The 16,457-nt window shown below is 71.5% G+C and carries 14 protein-coding genes and 1 pseudogene; 8 read left to right on the forward strand and 7 right to left on the reverse strand.

What is annotated here, in order from left to right:
* Positions 1-62 precede the first annotated feature (62 nt).
* Together ACWD6N_RS21175 and ACWD6N_RS21180 are read right to left on the reverse strand one after the other, a co-directional pair.
* Entirely contained in the window at positions 63-665 is a 603-nt protein-coding gene (locus ACWD6N_RS21175; RefSeq protein ID WP_387322717.1) for an STAS domain-containing protein, read from the reverse strand.
* Positions 666-798: 133 nt separating this feature from the next.
* Entirely contained in the window at positions 799-1,215 is a 417-nt protein-coding gene (locus tag ACWD6N_RS21180) for an STAS domain-containing protein (protein WP_450005094.1), read from the reverse strand.
* Between the two features lie 154 nt (positions 1,216-1,369).
* On the opposite strand from ACWD6N_RS21180, the gene ACWD6N_RS21185 reads away from it, so the two are divergent.
* The 3 genes from ACWD6N_RS21185 to ACWD6N_RS21195 are packed head-to-tail and all read left to right on the forward strand — an operon-like array spanning position 1,370 to position 3,971.
* Positions 1,370-2,059: a response regulator transcription factor gene (locus tag ACWD6N_RS21185; protein ID WP_450005095.1), complete on the forward strand. Its 690-nt coding sequence runs from the start codon at positions 1,370-1,372 to the stop codon at positions 2,057-2,059.
* Positions 2,056-3,411 carry a sensor histidine kinase gene (locus tag ACWD6N_RS21190; protein ID WP_450005096.1) on the forward strand — a complete coding sequence of 452 codons (1,356 nt, stop codon included), beginning with the start codon at positions 2,056-2,058 and terminating at the stop codon, positions 3,409-3,411. The genes ACWD6N_RS21185 and ACWD6N_RS21190 overlap by 4 nt, the downstream gene beginning before the upstream one ends.
* A complete protein-coding gene (locus tag ACWD6N_RS21195) occupies positions 3,408-3,971 on the forward strand; it encodes a GerMN domain-containing protein (protein ID WP_450005097.1) in 564 nt (187 codons plus the stop codon). The genes ACWD6N_RS21190 and ACWD6N_RS21195 overlap by 4 nt, the downstream gene beginning before the upstream one ends.
* A gap of 107 nt (positions 3,972-4,078) precedes the next feature.
* On the opposite strand, the pseudogene ACWD6N_RS21200 reads toward ACWD6N_RS21195, so the two are convergent.
* The 4 genes and pseudogenes from ACWD6N_RS21200 to ACWD6N_RS21215 form a co-directional block, all read right to left on the reverse strand.
* Positions 4,079-4,510 (reverse strand): annotated as a pseudogene (locus ACWD6N_RS21200) (MerR family transcriptional regulator); the annotation flags it as partial.
* Entirely contained in the window at positions 4,510-6,000 is a 1,491-nt protein-coding gene (locus ACWD6N_RS21205) for a SulP family inorganic anion transporter (protein WP_450005098.1), read from the reverse strand. The gene ACWD6N_RS21205 and the pseudogene ACWD6N_RS21200, both read right to left, overlap by 1 nt.
* Before the next feature lie 272 nt (positions 6,001-6,272).
* Positions 6,273-6,935, reverse strand: a complete 663-nt coding sequence (locus tag ACWD6N_RS21210; protein WP_450005099.1) for a response regulator — start codon at positions 6,933-6,935, stop codon at positions 6,273-6,275.
* Positions 6,932-8,062 (reverse strand): sensor histidine kinase, encoded by a 1,131-nt coding sequence (locus ACWD6N_RS21215; protein WP_450005100.1) that lies wholly within the window; start codon positions 8,060-8,062, stop codon positions 6,932-6,934. Before ACWD6N_RS21215 ends, ACWD6N_RS21210 begins: the two co-directional genes overlap by 4 nt.
* A 143-nt stretch (positions 8,063-8,205) precedes the next feature.
* Between ACWD6N_RS21215 and ACWD6N_RS21220 the strand changes: the two genes are divergently transcribed.
* The 5 genes from ACWD6N_RS21220 to ACWD6N_RS21240 all read left to right on the forward strand — a co-directional run bounded on the left by ACWD6N_RS21220 (position 8,206) and on the right by ACWD6N_RS21240 (position 13,730).
* The gene (locus tag ACWD6N_RS21220; RefSeq protein WP_450005101.1) at positions 8,206-9,195 is read left to right on the forward strand and encodes a carboxymuconolactone decarboxylase family protein; all 990 of its coding nucleotides are present in this window, start codon (positions 8,206-8,208) and stop codon (positions 9,193-9,195) included.
* Between the two features lie 9 nt (positions 9,196-9,204).
* On the forward strand, positions 9,205-9,657 hold the full coding sequence (locus ACWD6N_RS21225; RefSeq protein ID WP_450005102.1) for a DUF6220 domain-containing protein: 453 nt from the start codon (positions 9,205-9,207) through the stop codon (positions 9,655-9,657).
* On the forward strand, positions 9,654-11,393 hold the full coding sequence (locus ACWD6N_RS21230) for a multicopper oxidase family protein (protein ID WP_450005103.1): 1,740 nt from the start codon (positions 9,654-9,656) through the stop codon (positions 11,391-11,393). Before ACWD6N_RS21225 ends, ACWD6N_RS21230 begins: the two co-directional genes overlap by 4 nt.
* A gap of 100 nt (positions 11,394-11,493) precedes the next feature.
* Complete coding sequence (locus tag ACWD6N_RS21235; protein WP_450005104.1) at positions 11,494-12,774, forward strand: MFS transporter; 1,281 nt, start codon at positions 11,494-11,496, stop codon at positions 12,772-12,774.
* 128 nt (positions 12,775-12,902) lie between these two features.
* Positions 12,903-13,730 carry an SAM-dependent methyltransferase gene (locus ACWD6N_RS21240; RefSeq protein WP_450005120.1) on the forward strand — a complete coding sequence of 276 codons (828 nt, stop codon included), beginning with the start codon at positions 12,903-12,905 and terminating at the stop codon, positions 13,728-13,730.
* Positions 13,731-13,797: 67 nt separating this feature from the next.
* Here ACWD6N_RS21240 and rph read toward each other — a convergent pair whose 3' ends face one another.
* Positions 13,798-16,395, reverse strand: coding sequence for a rifamycin-inactivating phosphotransferase (rph, locus tag ACWD6N_RS21245; RefSeq protein WP_450005105.1), 2,598 nt, complete (start codon positions 16,393-16,395; stop codon positions 13,798-13,800).
* Between the last annotated feature and the right edge of the window lie 62 nt (positions 16,396-16,457).

The raw sequence follows: 16,457 nt of genomic DNA on the forward strand, positions 1-16,457 counted from the left end.
CTCTCCTCAGGTGTCGCTGCCGGTGACGGGGAGGGATCAGGGCGGGGGTCCACGTCGGTCGGTCAGGAATGGGCGGCCGTCGTCGCGGCGGACTCCAGACCCTGGGACAGCTGGTCGATGGCCTCGTCGCGGCTCTCGAACATGGGGAAGGCCTGGTCCAGGCGCATCGTGTGCAGGACGGTGCGGACGAACCGCGACGGCGCGGCCAGGCACAGCGTGACGCCGCGGTCGCGGGCTTCGCGGTGGGCGCGGACGAGCAGGCCGAGGCCGACGGAGTCGATGAGGTGCACTCGGCCCAGGTCGACCACGACGTGTCCTTCCAGCTCGCTCGCGTGGCGCAGGGCGGCGCGCATGCTGTCGCCGCTGTCGACGTCGACGTCACCGGTGGCGGCCAGGACCGTCACGTCGTCGAGATGGTCGATGCCGAGGATGCCCCCGGGACCGTGGAGGTCGCTCGACGCCTGACCGCCACCGGAGACTGGCAGCAGGCTGCAGTGCGGGCAGCGATGCGGGCCGGTGGCGAACGGGGAACCACTCCATCCGTGTTCGAGCACCAGGGTCCAGACGACTTCGGCGTCGGGGAGCACGCACGCGGTGGACGTGATGGAGTCGCCGCAGGTGTCGCAGATCAGTGTCATCAGGTGATCGTCCGGGACGACGGTCATACCGCTGGTCCTTCCTGGGCCGGTGTCCCGCCGGTTCGGGCGGGGCACGGCGTTCGGGGCGGGACCGAACGGGTGGTCCGGGTCCCGCGCTTGACGGTTCAGGCACCGCTGGGGCGGTGGGCCTGCCGGCTCCTCACTGAGAGGTGGTCACGGATGCTCGGCCGTAGGCGACCAGAGCCGGCTGCGCCGATGCGGGTTCCGGTCCCGTCGCCGGGGCGCCCGGGATCGACGGCGGGGGACCGGTGACGATCGGCAGGACCTGGTCCAGGCGGGCGGTGTGCAGGATGCGCCGGATGCGGGGGTTCGGGTCGCGAATGGTGAGGGCCCCGGCGGTACGGGCCAGCCGCCGGTGCACGTCGAGCAGCAGGCCGATGGCAGCGGCGTCGATGTGCCGGCACCCGGACAGGTCGACCACGACCTGCGCGGGAGACAGGGCCAGGAGCCGGTCGAACACGGCGCCGGTCGCCGGCAGGCAGGCCAGGTCGAGTTCGGTGACGCGCACCTCGACCAGCTGCAGCGTGCATGAGGTGGATGCGGGTGGTCCTGTCACCGGCGTGCCCCTTCCCCTTGCGGACCCGGTCGCCTATGACCGTGCCGTGCCGGCTTGGCGGTCACCGCGCGGATCTATGACAGTTGCGTGACAAATCCGCCAGCCGGCCGGCACGGTTGGCCGCGTGGCCGGTGGCCTGGGGATGATGCCGGGCATGACGGCCGTACTGGTGATCGAGGACGACGACCGCATCCGCCTGGCGCTGCTGCTCGCACTCGAGGACGAGGGCTACGACGCGGTGGGCGCCGCCACGGCCGAGGAGGGCCTGCGCGTGCAGCGCCGCGATCCGGCAGACTACGTGCTGGTCGACCTGATGCTGCCCGGCCTCGACGGCTTCGAGTGCATCCGGCACCTGCGCCGGGACGACGACGTGCCGGTCGTGGTGGTCAGCGCCCGCGACGACACGCACGACATCGTCGCCGCCCTCGAAGCCGGCGCCGACGACTACGTCGTCAAGCCGGTGGCGATCAAGGAACTGACCGCGCGGCTGCGCGCCCTGCGCCGCCGCGCCCGGACCGGTGCCGCGGGACCGGCGCCGGAGCCCGTGCCCGTGCTCGCGTTCGGCGAGCTCGAGATCAGTCCCGACGGGGGAGAGGTACGTCGCGGCGGTCGGCCCGTACCGGTCACGCGTACCGAGTTCCGGCTTCTGTGCGAGCTTGCCGAACACGCCGGCCGGGTGCTGTCCCGCCAGCAGTTGCTGCAACGGGTCTGGGGCTACGACAGCGGCGACGAGAGGCTGGTCGACGTGCATGTCGGTCGGCTGCGGCAGAAGATCGAGTCGGACCCGGCGACCCCCCGACACCTGGTCACGCTGCGGGGCCTGGGCTACAAGCTGCAGCGATGAGACGCCTCGGACTGCGCACCCGGGTCACCGCCGCGTTCGCCGTCGGAGCGCTCCTGCTCGCCGCGTCGATGGCCCTGGTCTCGTACGAGCTGACCCGTCGCTCGCTGATCGACGAGCGGGAACGCACCGCCCTGCGCGCCGCGTACTTCGACGCCGCCGTCGTCCGTGCCGGGCTGAACACCGGCACCCCCGACGTGGTGGAGGTCCTTCGGTCACTGGACACGGGCGGCGGCCGGCGGCCCGTGCTGCACCTGGACGGCGAGTGGTACGCCCGGACCGCCGACCCCGGCACCACCACCGCCATACCCGTCGACCTGCGACGGGCTGTCGCCTCCGGTGAACCGGCAATGCAGCGCGTACGCGTCGACGGCCAACCCGCCCTGGTGGTCGCGGTGCCCCTGTCCGCGACGGCGACGTACTTCGAGGTCAACTCTCTGCGCGAGCTGGAGCAGACCTTCCAGGTCCTGGCACTCGCGCTGACCACCGTCGCGATCATGGTCGCCGGATCCGGCGCGGCCCTCGGCTGGTACGCGACCCGGCACGGGCTCCGCCCGCTGACGGCGGTCGCCGACGCCGCCGAGAAGATCGCCGCCGGCGACTTCACCGCCCGCCTCGACCCGGCCACCGACCCCGACCTGACGCGTCTGTCCTCCTCGTTCAACCAGATGGTCGACCAGCTCGCCCATCGCATCGAGCGGGACCGCCGCTTCGCCGCCGACGTCAGCCACGAACTGCGCTCACCTCTGCAGACCCTCGCCGCGGCGGCCAGCGTCCTGGCGCGTCGCCGGGAGCACCTGGACGAGCGGACCGCCACCGCCGCCGGGCTCGTCGCCGACGAGATCGACCGGTTCCAACGGCTCGTCAACGACCTGATCGACCTGGCGCGCAGCGACCAGCCCGCCCATCGGGGAGCCGTGGACGTGGTGGCGCTGGCCCGGGACGCCTGCCATGCCCTCGACCTGCCGGCCTCGCTCGTCCACCTCGCGGCGGACGCACCCGCGACGTGGCAGGTCGAGCGGCGGCGTATCGCGCAGATCCTGGCGAACCTGCTCGACAACGCCGTGACCTACGGGGGCTGCCCGGCGAGTGTCCGGTTGAGCCGCGACGGCGACGCCGGCGTCATCGAGGTCGAGGACGACGGCCCGGGTGTGTCCGTCGAGGACCGGCGGGCGATTTTCGACCGCTTCGTCCGCGGGCGAGCCGCCCACACCCGCGGCGCCGGCGACGGCACCGGTCTCGGACTCGCGCTGGTCGCCCAGCACGCCGCCGCGCACCGTGGGCACGCCGCCGTCACCGACCGCCCCGGCGGAGGCGCCCGCTTCCGCGTCACCCTGCCGGAAAGCCTGCCATGAACCACCGCCGCCTGGCCCCATTGGCACTCGTCGCGCTGCTGACCGGCTGCGGCGTCCCCACCGACGACGCCCCCCGGACGGTGCGGGCCCCGCGGGGTCCGTTCCACAGTGCCGCCCCCGCCGATACCACGGCACCGGCCGGCCGCGCGGACGAGACAGTCTGCCTCGTCCGCGACCACCGCATCGTCTCCGTCGTTCGGCGCGTCGACCGCGTCCCCACGGTCGAGGATCAACTGCGGCACCTGCTCGCCGGACCAGGTACGGCCGAACGCGACAGCGACCTGACCAGCGCGCTGCCGGGAGCGGTCAACGCCGCCGGTGCGACAGTGAGCGGCACGCAGGCCCGCGTCGCGGTCGACGCACCCGACGACGACGCCGGTCGCAGCGACGAGGTCCTGGCCTTTGGGCAGATCGTCTGCACCCTCACCGTTCGCGACGACGTCACCACCGTGGTGTTCCTGCGCGACGGCAAACCACTCGCCGTGCCCCGCGCCGACGGCTCGCTGTCCGAGCAACCGCTCACCCGCGCCGACTACGCCCCGCTCATCACCCCACGTTGACCGGGCTGGGCCGGGCCCGGGAGTTCCTGCTCGGCGACATTCCCGGCGTTCCCGAGGATGCCGTCGTCCGGGGCGGCTGCCTGCTGACGCCGCTCCCGGCGGCCGCTGTGGTGGTCGAGCTTGTCGCGGAGCGTTCCGGCGAAGGCTTCGGCCATGGCGAGCTGGTCCCGTAGAGCGGTGACGCGGGCGGTGGCCGCGGTCCGGAACATGGCGAGGCGGTCGAGCAGGGCGGTGCGGTCGGTGCCGGTGGCGGTGTCGAGGGCATCGAGGACGGTGAGCAGGTCCCGCATTTCGTCGAGGGTGAACCCGAGAGGCTTCATCCGCTTGACCACGGCGAGTCGGCTGAGGTCAGGTTCGGTGTAGAGGCGGAAGCCGCCCTCGCTGCGGGCGGAGGGGACGATCAGGCCGGCTTCCTCGTAGTGGCGGATCGTCCGGATGCTCAACCCGACCCGCTCGGCCACTTCTCCGATCTGCATGAGACGGCCGGTGGCCGGGGCGGGCGTGTGCTCCGACCCGCTCTCCTGGCCGGTGGCGGCCATCAGTGGCCGACGCCGAGCTGGCCGGCGAGGGTGTCGTGGATGCGGGCGCTGGGCTTGTTCAGCTCGACGATCTCGACGGTCTTGCCGCGGGTGGCGTACCTGGTGGTGATCGCGTCGAGGGCGGCGACGGAAGAGGCATCCCAGACGTGGGCGTGGCTCATGTCGATGACCACGTGCTCGGGGTCGTTCGCGTAGTCAAACTGGCCGACCAGGTCGTTGCTGGAGGCGAAGAACAACTCACCGTGCACGGAGTAGATCCGGGTGGTGCCGTCCGGGTCCAGGACGCTGGTGACCTCGACCAGGTGGGCGACCCGGCGAGCGAAGATGACCGTGGCGGTGAGCACACCGACGACGACGCCGACGGCCAGGTTGTGGGTGGCCAGGGTGGTGGCCACGGTGGCCACCATGACGACGGTCTCGCCGTACGGCATCCGCCGCAGCGTCTTCGGCGCGACCGAGTGCCAGTCGAACGTCGACACGGCCACAATGATCATCACGGCGACCAGGGCGACCATCGGAATGACCGCGACCACGTCGCCGAGCGCCACGACCAGGACCAGCAGGAACACGCCGGCCAGAAACGTCGACAGCCGGGTGCGGGCGCCGGACGCCTTCACGTTGATCATCGTCTGGCCGATCATGGCGCAGCCACCCATTCCACCGAAGAATCCGGTGACCATGTTGGCGACGCCCTGACCCCAGGACTCGCGCGTCTTGTTGGAGTGGGTGTCGGTGATGTCGTCGACCAGCTTGGCGGTCATCAGCGACTCCATCAGCCCGACCAGCGCGATTCCCAGTGCGTAGGGGGCGATCAGGGTGAGCGTGTGCGGGGTCCACGGAATCTGCGGCAGGCCGAGGGTGGGCAGGCTGTCCGGCAGGGCACCCTCGTCACCGACGGTCGGTACGGTCACCCCGGCGAACACGGTGACCACCGTCAGCACCACGATGGCGACCAGCGGCGCCGGCACGGCCCTGGTGAGCCGGGGCAGGCCGACCATGATCGCCAAGGCCACCGCGACGAGCGGATAGACCAGCCACGGCACGCCGAGCAGGTGCGGAACCTGCGCGGCGAAGATCAGAATCGCCAGGGCGTTGACGAAACCGACCATGACGCTGCGCGGGATGAAGCGCATCAGCTTCGCCACGCCGAGCACCGCGAGCACGACCTGGATCGCACCGCCGAGGATCACCGTCGCGATCAGGTAGTCCAGACCGTGCGCCTTGACCAGGGGTGCGACCACGAGCGCGACGGCGCCCGTCGCGGCGGAGATCATCGCCGGCCGGCCGCCACAGATCGCGATGGTGACCGCCATCGTGAACGAGGCGAACAGGCCCACCCGGGGGTCGACCCCGGCCAGGATCGAGAAGGAGATCGCCTCCGGGATCAGCGCCAGGGCGACGACCAGGCCGGCGAGGACCTCGGTCCGGAACACCGTCGGCGACAGCCAGGACGGGCGGGACAGGCGCGGACGGGACAGCACGGAAGACATACAGCCATTTCCACTCGGGGCACGCCCGACGGGCGCGCACGTCCGGTATCCACGGTCGGACACGGACAGCTACTCACGGATCAGCGACAGCCGGCTCGCGTCCGGCCTCTGGGTCTCGTCGCCCAGGACGCAACGGGTCGCCGAAGGGGGGTTGCCCGCCCTCGCCGACCGGCGGTGACCCTACTCTTCCGTCACGTGAGAGTTGACTGAACGTGCTGATCATCACGCCGGTGACCCCGCCCCCGGCGGTTCCCCGGAACGGGGACGTGGTGTCACCGGCGGCGCGGCGTGATCAACCCTGACTCGTACGCCCACACGACCAGCTGGGCGCGGTCGCGGCAGTGCAGCTTCGTCATCGCCCGGTTGACGTGGGTCTTCGCGGTCAACGGACTGATCACCATGCGCGAGGCGATCTCGTCGTTGCTCAGCCCCCGGGCGACGAGTTCGACGATCTCCTGTTCGCGGGCGGTCAGCACGTCGCGGCCGGCCGCCGGCTCGGCCGGTGGTGGGCCGGCCACGAACTCGCTGATGAGCGTCCGCGTGACGGCCGGGGCGAGCAGCGCGTCACCGCGAGCCACCACGGCGATGGCCTGCAGCAGATCGGCGGGGTCGGCGTCCTTGAGGAGGAAACCGCTGGCGCCCGCGCGGAGCGCGGCGAAGACGTAGGAGTCGAGCCCGTAGTTGGTGAGGATGAGGACGCGGACCGCGCAGAGGTCCGGATCGGCGGCGATGCGCCGGGTGGCTTCGATGCCGTCGAGTCCCGGCATCTGCACGTCCATCAGCACGACGTCCGGCCGCAGATTTCGCGACAGATGGACGGCCGAGCCGCCGTCGACGGCCTCGCCGACGACCTCCAGGTCGTCCTCGGCGTCGAGCAACGCTCGGAAGCCGGCTCGCATCAGAGCCTGGTCGTCGACGAGCAGGACCCGGGTCAAAGTGGACCGTCCAACGGGAACGTGGCCCGTACCGCGAACCCGCCGTCGTCGCGGGCGGCGGCCCGCAGCGTGCCGCCCAGTCCGGTCACCCGCTCCCGCATGCCGCGCAGGCCCACGCCCGGTGTCACCGGCCGGATCGGCGACGCCTGACCGTCGTCGGCCACCGAGACGGTCAGCTGTGTCCGGGCGTACTCGAGGTGGATCTGCGCGGTGGCGGGGCCGGCGTGGCGGGCCACGTTGGTCAAGGCCTCCTGGACGACGCGATAGCCGGCCTGGTCGACCTCGGCGGGCAGCTCCCGGGGCTCACCGCTGACGGTCACCGCCACCGGTACGCCGGCCGCGCGGGTCCGCTCGGCGAGTTCCTCCACGCGGGTTAGCCCGACGCAGTCTCCATCGGCGGGTGAGCGCAGGACGTCCAGCGTCGTGCGCAGTTCCCGCATCGCGGCGCTGCTGGCCTCCTGGATCGCCAGCAGCGTGCCCGACGGTTCCTCGCCGTGCTTGCGGGCCAGGTGCACGGCGATACCGGCCTGCACCTTGATCACCGAGATGCTGTGGGTCAGCGAGTCGTGCAGGTCCCGGGCGATGCGCAGACGCTCCTCCCCGGCGCGACGCAACGCCATCTCCTCGCGGGTGCGTTCGGCCTCGATCGCCCGCTGCTCAACCTGTTCCAGGTACGCCCGGCGCTGCCGCGCGACGAGCCCGGCGACGTTGGCCGCCACAAACCAGCCGAGCAGCAGGGCGGTCCGCTCGGCGATCAGCTGGCCGGGCCGGTCGGCGGGCGCGACCGAGATGTCGCGGGCCAGGAAGCCGCTGAGGAAGACCAGGCTGCCCAGGACGGCGGCCGCTCGGTGCCCCCGCCAGGCGGTGACGTAGACGGCGCCGAGGACGGGGAACGCGGCGGACACCCCGGGATGCACCCGGACGTGGAGGGCCAGCATGGCGGCGGTCACCACGCTCAACGCCACGACCGGGTACCGCCGGCACACCGCCAGGGCCGCCGCCATGGCCAGGACCAGGGCGACGTCGACCGCCCGGATCGTCGCGGCGTCCGGTGCGAGCGCGGCGTTGCCGAGCAGGAGGCCGCCGAGGGCGAGTCCGCTGAGGGCGTACGGCAGGTCTCGACGCATGGTCGAACTGTAGAACGGACCGTCACCGGGGAGCATCCGTCGCCCGCGGTAGAAGGGCGTACCACGGACGCGGTATCGGTGGCCGGGCAAGTGCCTGCGGCGGCACGACGTTTTCCCGGCCCGCCGCGACAAGCATCGAGCTCATGACATACCGCTTCTTCACCCCCGAACCAGCGAAGGCCGCGACCGGCCTGACCGCGGAGGTGTACCGGCAGCTGTGGGACGACTTCCTCGGGCCGGTGCCCACCTTCCAGGCGCTCTCGGCCGTGCCGGAGTTGCAGGCCGCGACCTGGGCAATGATGCGCGAGGCCCTGCTCGCCGGGGACGCGTCCAGGGTGGACCGCGAACTCGTCGCGTCGGCGGTGTCCCGGGCCAACCGCTGCAGATTCTGCGTCGACGCCCACGTGATGCTGCTGCACGCGCTGGGCGAGCATGAGCTGGGCGAGGTCGTCGCCCGGGGCGGGACGCCGGCGGAGCCTGGGCACGCCGAGCTCGTCGGCTGGGCGGAGGCCAGCCGCAGCCCCCGGGCCGCCGGCTGGACCAGTCCGTACCGCCCCGAGGTGACCGGCACCCTGCTCGCCTTCCACTTCATCAACCGGGTCGTCTCGGCGTTGCTCGACCCCGATCTGCTCCCCGGTGGCCTGCAACGCTCATCGCTGGTGCGGTCAGTCGGAGGTCGGCTCTACGCCAAGACGGCCCGTGGACCCAAGGAGCCCGGCCAGAGCCTCGCGCTTCTCGACGCCAGCACGACGCCGCCACCGGCCTGGGCGGGGGACAGCCCGGTCGGCGTCGCGTACGCGGCCCTGCGGGACGCCGCCAACCGAGGCGGGGACCTCCTGGGCGACGTGGCGCGCCAGACCGTCACGGCCACCGTGCGCTGGGAGGACGGGCGGTTCCCGGCCCGACCCGCGGACTGGGCCGTCGATCTGGTCCGGGACGTACCCGGCGCGGACCGCATCGGGACGCGGATCGCGTTGCTGGCGGCGTTCGCGCCCGGCGCGGTCAGCGCGGGCGACGTCGCCCTCTGGCGGCTCTCCCATCCGGCCGACGCCGACCTCGTGCGGGTGGTCGCGTTCGGGGCGATCACGGCCACCGATCACGTCGCCCGGGCACTGACGTCGGCTCATCTCTAGGAGGTCACCATGCGCAAGGCATTCATCATCGCCAGCACCCTGTTGCTCATCTCGTTCGTCCTGCAGTTCGTCTTCGCCGCCGTGGGCGGGTTCACGAAACCCGCGGGTGACGGCGCGTACGCCCTGCACAGCGTCAACGGCATGGCGGTCATCCCCGTTCTCAGCCTGCTCACCGCCCTGTTCGCCGCGCTGGCGAAGGCGCCGGGTCGGCTCATTGGGCTGGCGATCCTCCCGATCGGCCTCGTCGTCGTGCAGGCGCTCATCGCCATGCTCGCGAACGCGTCCACCGACGCCGCGGGCGCCAGCACTCCGCTCGGCCTGACCATCGCCGGGCTGCACGCGGTCAACGGGATCATCGCGGTGCACGTCGTGGTCGGCGTCCTGCGGGCAGCGCGAAAGCTGGCGCAACCGGCGCCGGCCGACGCCACCCCCGTGACCATCCGCGAAGGAGAACCGGCATGACCACCGGCTCGCTGCTCGCGGCCGACCTCGTCATCGCGGTCCTCGCGGCCGCCGGGTGGCTGGGCGGCGGCGCCGCGTCGGCCGCCCGGCGCCGCCCCCTCGCGCTGGGACTCTCCGCGTTCGCGCTGCTCGCCACGCTCGCCCGCGCGATCACGATCACCGCGCTCGCCCGTGCCGGCTGGTGGTTCGCGGGGGAGAAGGTTCTCATCGCCGCCCCACTGTCGCTCGCGGCGGTGGTCGTCGCCGGGCCGCGGCTGCTGCGGGCGCCGGGCGACATCCGGTCCGTCGCGGTCCCGCTTCTCTTCGCGGGGTACGCCCAGAGCAGCGCCCTGCTCGTGACGCTCCTGCACGGCTATCCGGCGTCGGCGGGCGTGGGACTGCTCGCCGTCGCCGGGGTCGTCGCGGCGACCGCGGTCTCGTGGCGCGCACTTGGCGCGGCCCCGTCCCGGATGGTGTCCCGGGCGGCCCTCGGGGTGGCGGTCGCGGCGCTGGTGACCGGAACCGGGCTGACCGTCGCCCCGGACGCGGCGCCCCGCGAACCACATGACCACGGGTATCCGAACGCGCGGACCGCCGACGAACCGACCCGGCGGTTCGCCCTGACAGCCGGGACCGCCACGGTGCGCGTGAGCGGCCGGGAGGTCGCGGCGTGGGCGTTCAACGCGCAGGTTCCCGGGCCGGCGCTGACCGCGACCGTCGGCGACGTCCTGGAGGTGACACTGCGCAACCGGGACATCGAACGGGGCGTCACGCTGCACTGGCACGGGTACGACGTGCCGAACAGTCAGGACGGAGTGCCCGGCGTGACGCAGGCGGCGGTGCTGCCGGGACAGGAGTTCGTCTACCGGTTCCGCGCCGATCAGGCCGGGACGTACTGGTACCACACACATTCGGTCTCCGACGTCGGCGTGCGGATGGGCCTGTACGGCGTCCTGGTCGTTCACCCGGCCCCGGTGACCGGCGTCGACGTCACGATCCCGGTGCACACCCTTTCCGGCCTTCCGCTGCCCGCGCCGAGAACGGAGCCGGTCGCGGCGGGCGTGCCCGTACGGCTGCGGCTGATCAACACCGACAGCACGACGCACCGCTACGCCCTGGCCGGGACCCCGTTCCGGGTCGCCGCGATCGACGGATCCGACCTGCATGGCCCGACGCCGCTCGTGGACACCGCCGTGCTGATCCCGGCCGGGGGTCGCTACGACCTGACGTTCACCGCGCCCCCCACGCCGGTGGCGCTGTTCGTCGACGGACGGCAGGTCCACTCGACCGGACCGGTGTCGGCGGTGACCGGCGCGTGGCCGGTGCTGGACCCGCTCACCTACGGCGTCGGTTCCCCGGTGCCATGGACCCGGGTGGACCGGGAGTTCACCCTCGTTCTCGACCGTGGCCTCGACCTGCGGGGACTGCTTCCGCGATACGCCCACACCGTCAACGGCGCGGCCGCCCCGGACATCCCGTCGCAGGTCGTACGCTTCGGCGACATCGTCACCTTCACGATCGTCAACAGGTCCCAGATCGTGCACCCGTGGCATCTGCACGGCCATCACGTCCTGGTGCTGTCCCGCAACGGTGAGCCGGCGACCGGGAGCCCATTGTGGCTGGACTCCTTCGACGTACGCCCCGGCGACGTGTGGAAGGTGGCGTTCCGCGCCGACAACCCCGGGATGTGGGCCAACCACTGCCACAACCTGGCGCACGCCGACGCCGGGATGACGCTGCACCTGACGTACTCGTGATCCACCCCTCACCCACCCGTGCCGTTGTTTGACCCGTCTTCCAGGCCCTGGTCTGCTCAGAGCGATCAACGGCCGGTTGTTCGGACGGGAGGCGCGGAGCGTGGTCAGACGATCCCTGGGTCGGCAGTTCGGATGGCTGTGGGCGGCCTACGCGGCCAGCGCCTACGGCTCGGGGCTGGGGTTCGGTGCGTTCCCGCTGATCGCGGTGCTGGTGTTGGATGCCAGCCCTGCCCAGGTGTCCGTGTTGTCCGCGGTGGGGCCGGCGGTGGGCGCGCTGATCGCGTTGCCCCTCGCGCCGTGGGTCGAGTTTCGCCGCAAGCGACCGGTGATGATCGCGATGGACCTGGCCCGGTTCGCGATCATCATGACGATCCCGGTCGCCTACGCCTTCGGCATGCTCAGTTTCGTCCAGCTCCTGGTGGTCTCGGCCGTGGTGGCCGCGGCCAAGATTGCCTTCAACGCGGCCAGCGGCGCCTACCTCAAGGCCCTCGTCAGGCCGGACGACCTGCTCGTGGCCAACGCTCGGTTCGAGTCGACGACGTGGAGCTCCATCGCGGTCGGGCCGCCGCTGGGCGGCGCGGCGATCGGCCTGCTCGGGCCGGTCACCACCGTGATGGCCGACGCACTCAGCTATCTGTTGTCCGCGCTGGGCATCACGGCGATCCGCGGCCGAGAGGAACACCCGCAGCCAACCGGCAGACGCCGGGTCCGGGCCAACGAGTTGCTCGACGGCTGGCGACACCTCCTTGCCCATCCCGGGCTGCGGGCGCTCTACCTCAACCAACTGCTCGTCAGCGGACTGATCATGGCCACGGAGCCGCTGCTGGCCGTGCTACTGCTCCGCGAGCTCGGATTCCCGCCCTGGCAGTACGGCCTCGCCTTCGCCGTCCCCTGCGTCGGCGGGCTCATCGGCTCCCGCCTCGCCCGCGGTGTCGTGGCGCGGTACGGCCAGCACCGGATCCTCCGCGCGGTCGGCACGCTGCGGTCGGTCTGGCTGATCGGCCTCGCCTTCGTCCAGCCCGGTGTCGTCGGCCTCGCGACCGTGATGGCCGTCGAACTCGCGATCATCATCAGCATGAGCCTGTACAACCCGGTGCTGGCCACCTATCGCCTTGAACACACGCCCCGCGACCGCATCGCCCGCACCCTGTCGGCATGGTCGATCAGCAGCAGCGCCGCCATCGCCATCCTCAGCGCGCTGGGCGGGCTGCTCGCCGAGGTCACCAGCGCGCGTACGGCCATCGCCGCCGCAGGAGTGCTCATCCTCGCCAGCCCGCTGCTGCTGCCCCGCCGCCCCGATTCCGCTCCGGTGCCCGACCTCGACCTGGCAGCGGCCGGTCGCCAACCGCAGGCGGCAGGCGTTTCGCGTGAAGCCGAGTGAGGGGCTGGGAAACGGTCGGGTGGTGGCGCGGATCGCCTGCCTTCTATACCGTGGCACGATTGCGGGCGGCTACTTCCCCGATAGAGCCGATTCGCGTACGCAGTCGAGATGAGGGGTTCGTCGTGACCATGGACTCGCAGGCGACCGACCGGCCCGAGGTTGGCGAGGTCGACGTGCAGCAGAGGATCGACACGTCGGTGCCGCATTCGGCGCGGATCTGGAACTACTGGCTTGGCGGCAAGGACAACTTCGAGGTCGACCGCGCGGCTGGCGACCAGTACCGGCAGGTCTTTCCCGGCGTCGTTGATGTTGCCCGTGCCTCCCGACAGTTCCTGGTTCGCTCGATCGCGTTCCTCGCCGGTGAGGCGGGCATCCGCCAGTTCCTCGACGTCGGCACGGGGCTGCCGACGGCCAACAACACCCATGAGGTGGCCCAGCGGATCGTGCCGGACGCGCGGATCGTCTACGTCGACAGCGACCCGCTGGTGCTGGTGCACGCCCGTGCGCTGCTGGTCAGCACGGCCGAGGGCAGGACCGCCTACATCGACGCCGACCTGCGCGATTCCGCCGCGGTCATCGCCGAGGCCGGCAAGACGCTCGACTTCCAGCAGCCGATCGGCCTCATCCTCAGCGGCGTCATGGGCCACGTGCCCGACTACGAAACGGCCCGGTCGGTCACGCGGCACCTGCTGGCGGCCCTGCCGGCCGGCAGTTACCTCTCACTCAACGACGGCACCAGCCTGATCAGCCCCGAGATGCAGCAGGCGCAGGACGACTACAACGACACCGGGGCGACGCCGTACACGCTGCGCTCGTCCAACCAGATCGCCGGGTTCTTCGAGGGCCTGGACCTCGTGGAGCCGGGCGTCGTGCCGTGCCCGAAGTGGCGACCCGACGACGCGGTCGACACGCCCGCCGACATCGACGCCTTCGGCGGGGTAGGCCGCAAGCACTGAACGAGTAAGAGCTTCCCGCCGGTCACCTCGACCAGGGCTGGTGGGATCTCCTTTGGTCTGTGGTCCGTCACGGCAGGATCTCGACGTACCCGTCGGTGCCGTGCACGCGGATCCGCTGCCCGTCCCGGATCAGCCTGGTCGCATTCGCCACACCGACGACGGCGGGCAGGCCGTACTCGCGGGCGATCACCGCCCCGTGGGTCATGAGGCCGCCCACCTCCGTCACCAACCCCTCGATTGCGACGAACAGGGGCGACCAGCTCGGGTCGGTGTAGGCGGTGACCAGGATGTCGCCTGGTTCGAGAGCGGCCTCGGCCAGGTCCAGGATGACGCGAGCCCGCCCCTCGACGATCCCGCCGGAGACCGGGAGGCCCACCAGCGCGCCGGTCGGCACGTCCTCGCGCCGGTACGCCCCGCTGATTCCCTCACCCTCGGACGTGAGCACCCGGGGCGTCGTGAGCGCCTGGTACGACCTGAACGCCTCCTTCCGCCGGTGGATGAGCTGATCATCCGCCTGGTTCGTGCGTACGACGTCGTGAAGTTCCTGGAACGTGAGGTAGAAGAGGTCCTCCCTCGCACGGAGCACATTGGCCCGCACGAGGCGCTCGGCCTCTTCCAGCAGGGCCTGCTTGTAGACGAGGTAGCGGCTGATGATGGCGTACTTCGGGTACTCCCGGTAGCCGATGAAGGTCCGGACCCGGTCGATCATCCGCTTGGTCTCGTCGGCCTTGCGCTCCCCGTCCGGCAGTGCCCGGAGGCGTCCGAGCACCTCCTGCGTCTTCTTCTCCGCCTCCTGGCGTCCCTGCTCGAAGCGTCGCCTGGCGGCGCCCGGCTCGAAGTTCCGGATGTTGTCTAGGAGGACGGGCACGAGCGTGGTGGGGCGTTCGCGCCAACGCGGCCTCGTGATGTCGATCTCGCCGACGCAGCGCATGCCGTACCGCTCAAGGTAGGCCTCGATGGCGTCACGCGCTTCGGTTCCGCCCGCGAGCTTCGGCAGCTCGTTCAGGAAGCCTTCGTCCTCGACACCCTTCAGGAACGCCACCACCTCCGGGTGTGGGCGGATCACGTCCGCGACGTCGAGCAGCGCCAGCCCCATCTCCGACGTGACGTTGCCGGGGGCGGACAGGGTCAGGGTGTCGGCCGCGTTCCTCTCGCCCAGCCATTCCCACAGCCGGTCGTTGAGCCACCAGGTGCCCTGCAGCCCGGCCATGATCGCCTGCATGCTCAATGGATCACTGAGGACCCGCTTCTGCTCCTGGAGGGCCTCCAACAGGAAGTCGAACAGCGCCGGTCCGGTCTTCGCCCGGATGTTGCTCCGCAGGGCGGCGATGGACACCTGGCTGCGTTCGATCAGCTCGGTGACGATGGCCGGGTCGGTCTCGATCGGCGCGGGCGCGCCGCCGACCGGCGGCCCGCCGGGGCCGCCGTCCGGGAGCGCCGGGACGAAGTCGTGGCGGTCGAGGACGGTCTCCAGCGCGTCCCTGGTCAGCGGATCGTCCCTGCCCGCCATCTCCAGGAAACCGGCGCGGCTCGCGGGCGAGGCCAGGCGCCGGGTGACGTCGACGAACAGCCTCCCGCCGACCTCCTGCATCGGCGCCATGGCCGTCAGCTGCCACATGGAGACACCCAGCGGCTTCATGGGGTCGGTCATCATCTGCTGATGACCAACGGAGAGGTAGACGTGGTTCTCTCCGTCGCCGGTCTCCGGGACGGGGAACAGCGTGGTGATCGGCCGGCTCTGGACGATCTGGAAGTCATCGTCGACCAGGCACCACTCGATGTCCTGGGGATGGCCGAAGTGCGCCTCGATCCGTCGCCCGAGCTGCACGAGCCGCACGACCTGTGCGTCCGTCAGCGCCGGCTGCTCCTGCCGCTGCGGGTCGATCACCTGCTCCGTCGTCCCGCCGGTCGGCAGGGCGTGGATGGCCAGCCGCTTGGTGGCGATCGCCCTGTCGATGATCTTCCCGTCCCGCACCTGGAAGGCGTCCGCGTTCACCAGCCCGGAGACCAGAGCCTCGCCGAGGCCGAAGCTGGCCTCCACGGAGGCGACCTTCCGGTTGGACGTGACGGGGTCGGCCGTGAACAGGACGCCGGCCGCCTGCGGGAAGGCCATTCTCTGCACGACAACAGCCATGTGGACGCCGTGGTGGTCGATGCCGTTGCGCTGACGGTAGGTCACGGCCCGCTCGGTGAAGAGCGAGGCCCAGCACCGGCTGACCTGCTGAAGGATCGCCGCCAGCCCCATGACGTTCAGGTACGTGTCCTGCTGGCCAGCGAAGGAGGCCGTCGGCAGGTCCTCGGCCGTCGCGCTGGACCGGACGGCGTAGGCAGCTCGCTCACCGAGCTGAGTGAGAGCCCGGGTGATCGCCCCCGCCACGTCATCGGGGAGGACGACCCCCTCGATGGCCCGGCGGATCTCCGCGCTGAGCTCGCGGACCGCCGCCCGGTCGTCCGGGTCCAGACGCGACAACCGGTCGAGCCGATCGTCGATCGACGGCGCCTCGGCCATGATCCGCCGGAAGGCGTCCGTCGTCACGCAGAAGCCGGCCGGTACGCGAATGCCGTCGATCCGCGACAACGCTCCCAGGTGCGCGCCCTTGCCGCCGACGATCGCGACCTGCGTCTCGTCGACCTCCTGGAAGCCCAACACGTACTGCTCGATCATCCCGATACCTCCGAGGCAGCCGTCCTCTGCATCGACAACGCCAGACCCACGTCGTGCCCCAT

It is taken from the genome of Micromonospora sp. NPDC005163, from assembly GCF_053599835.1.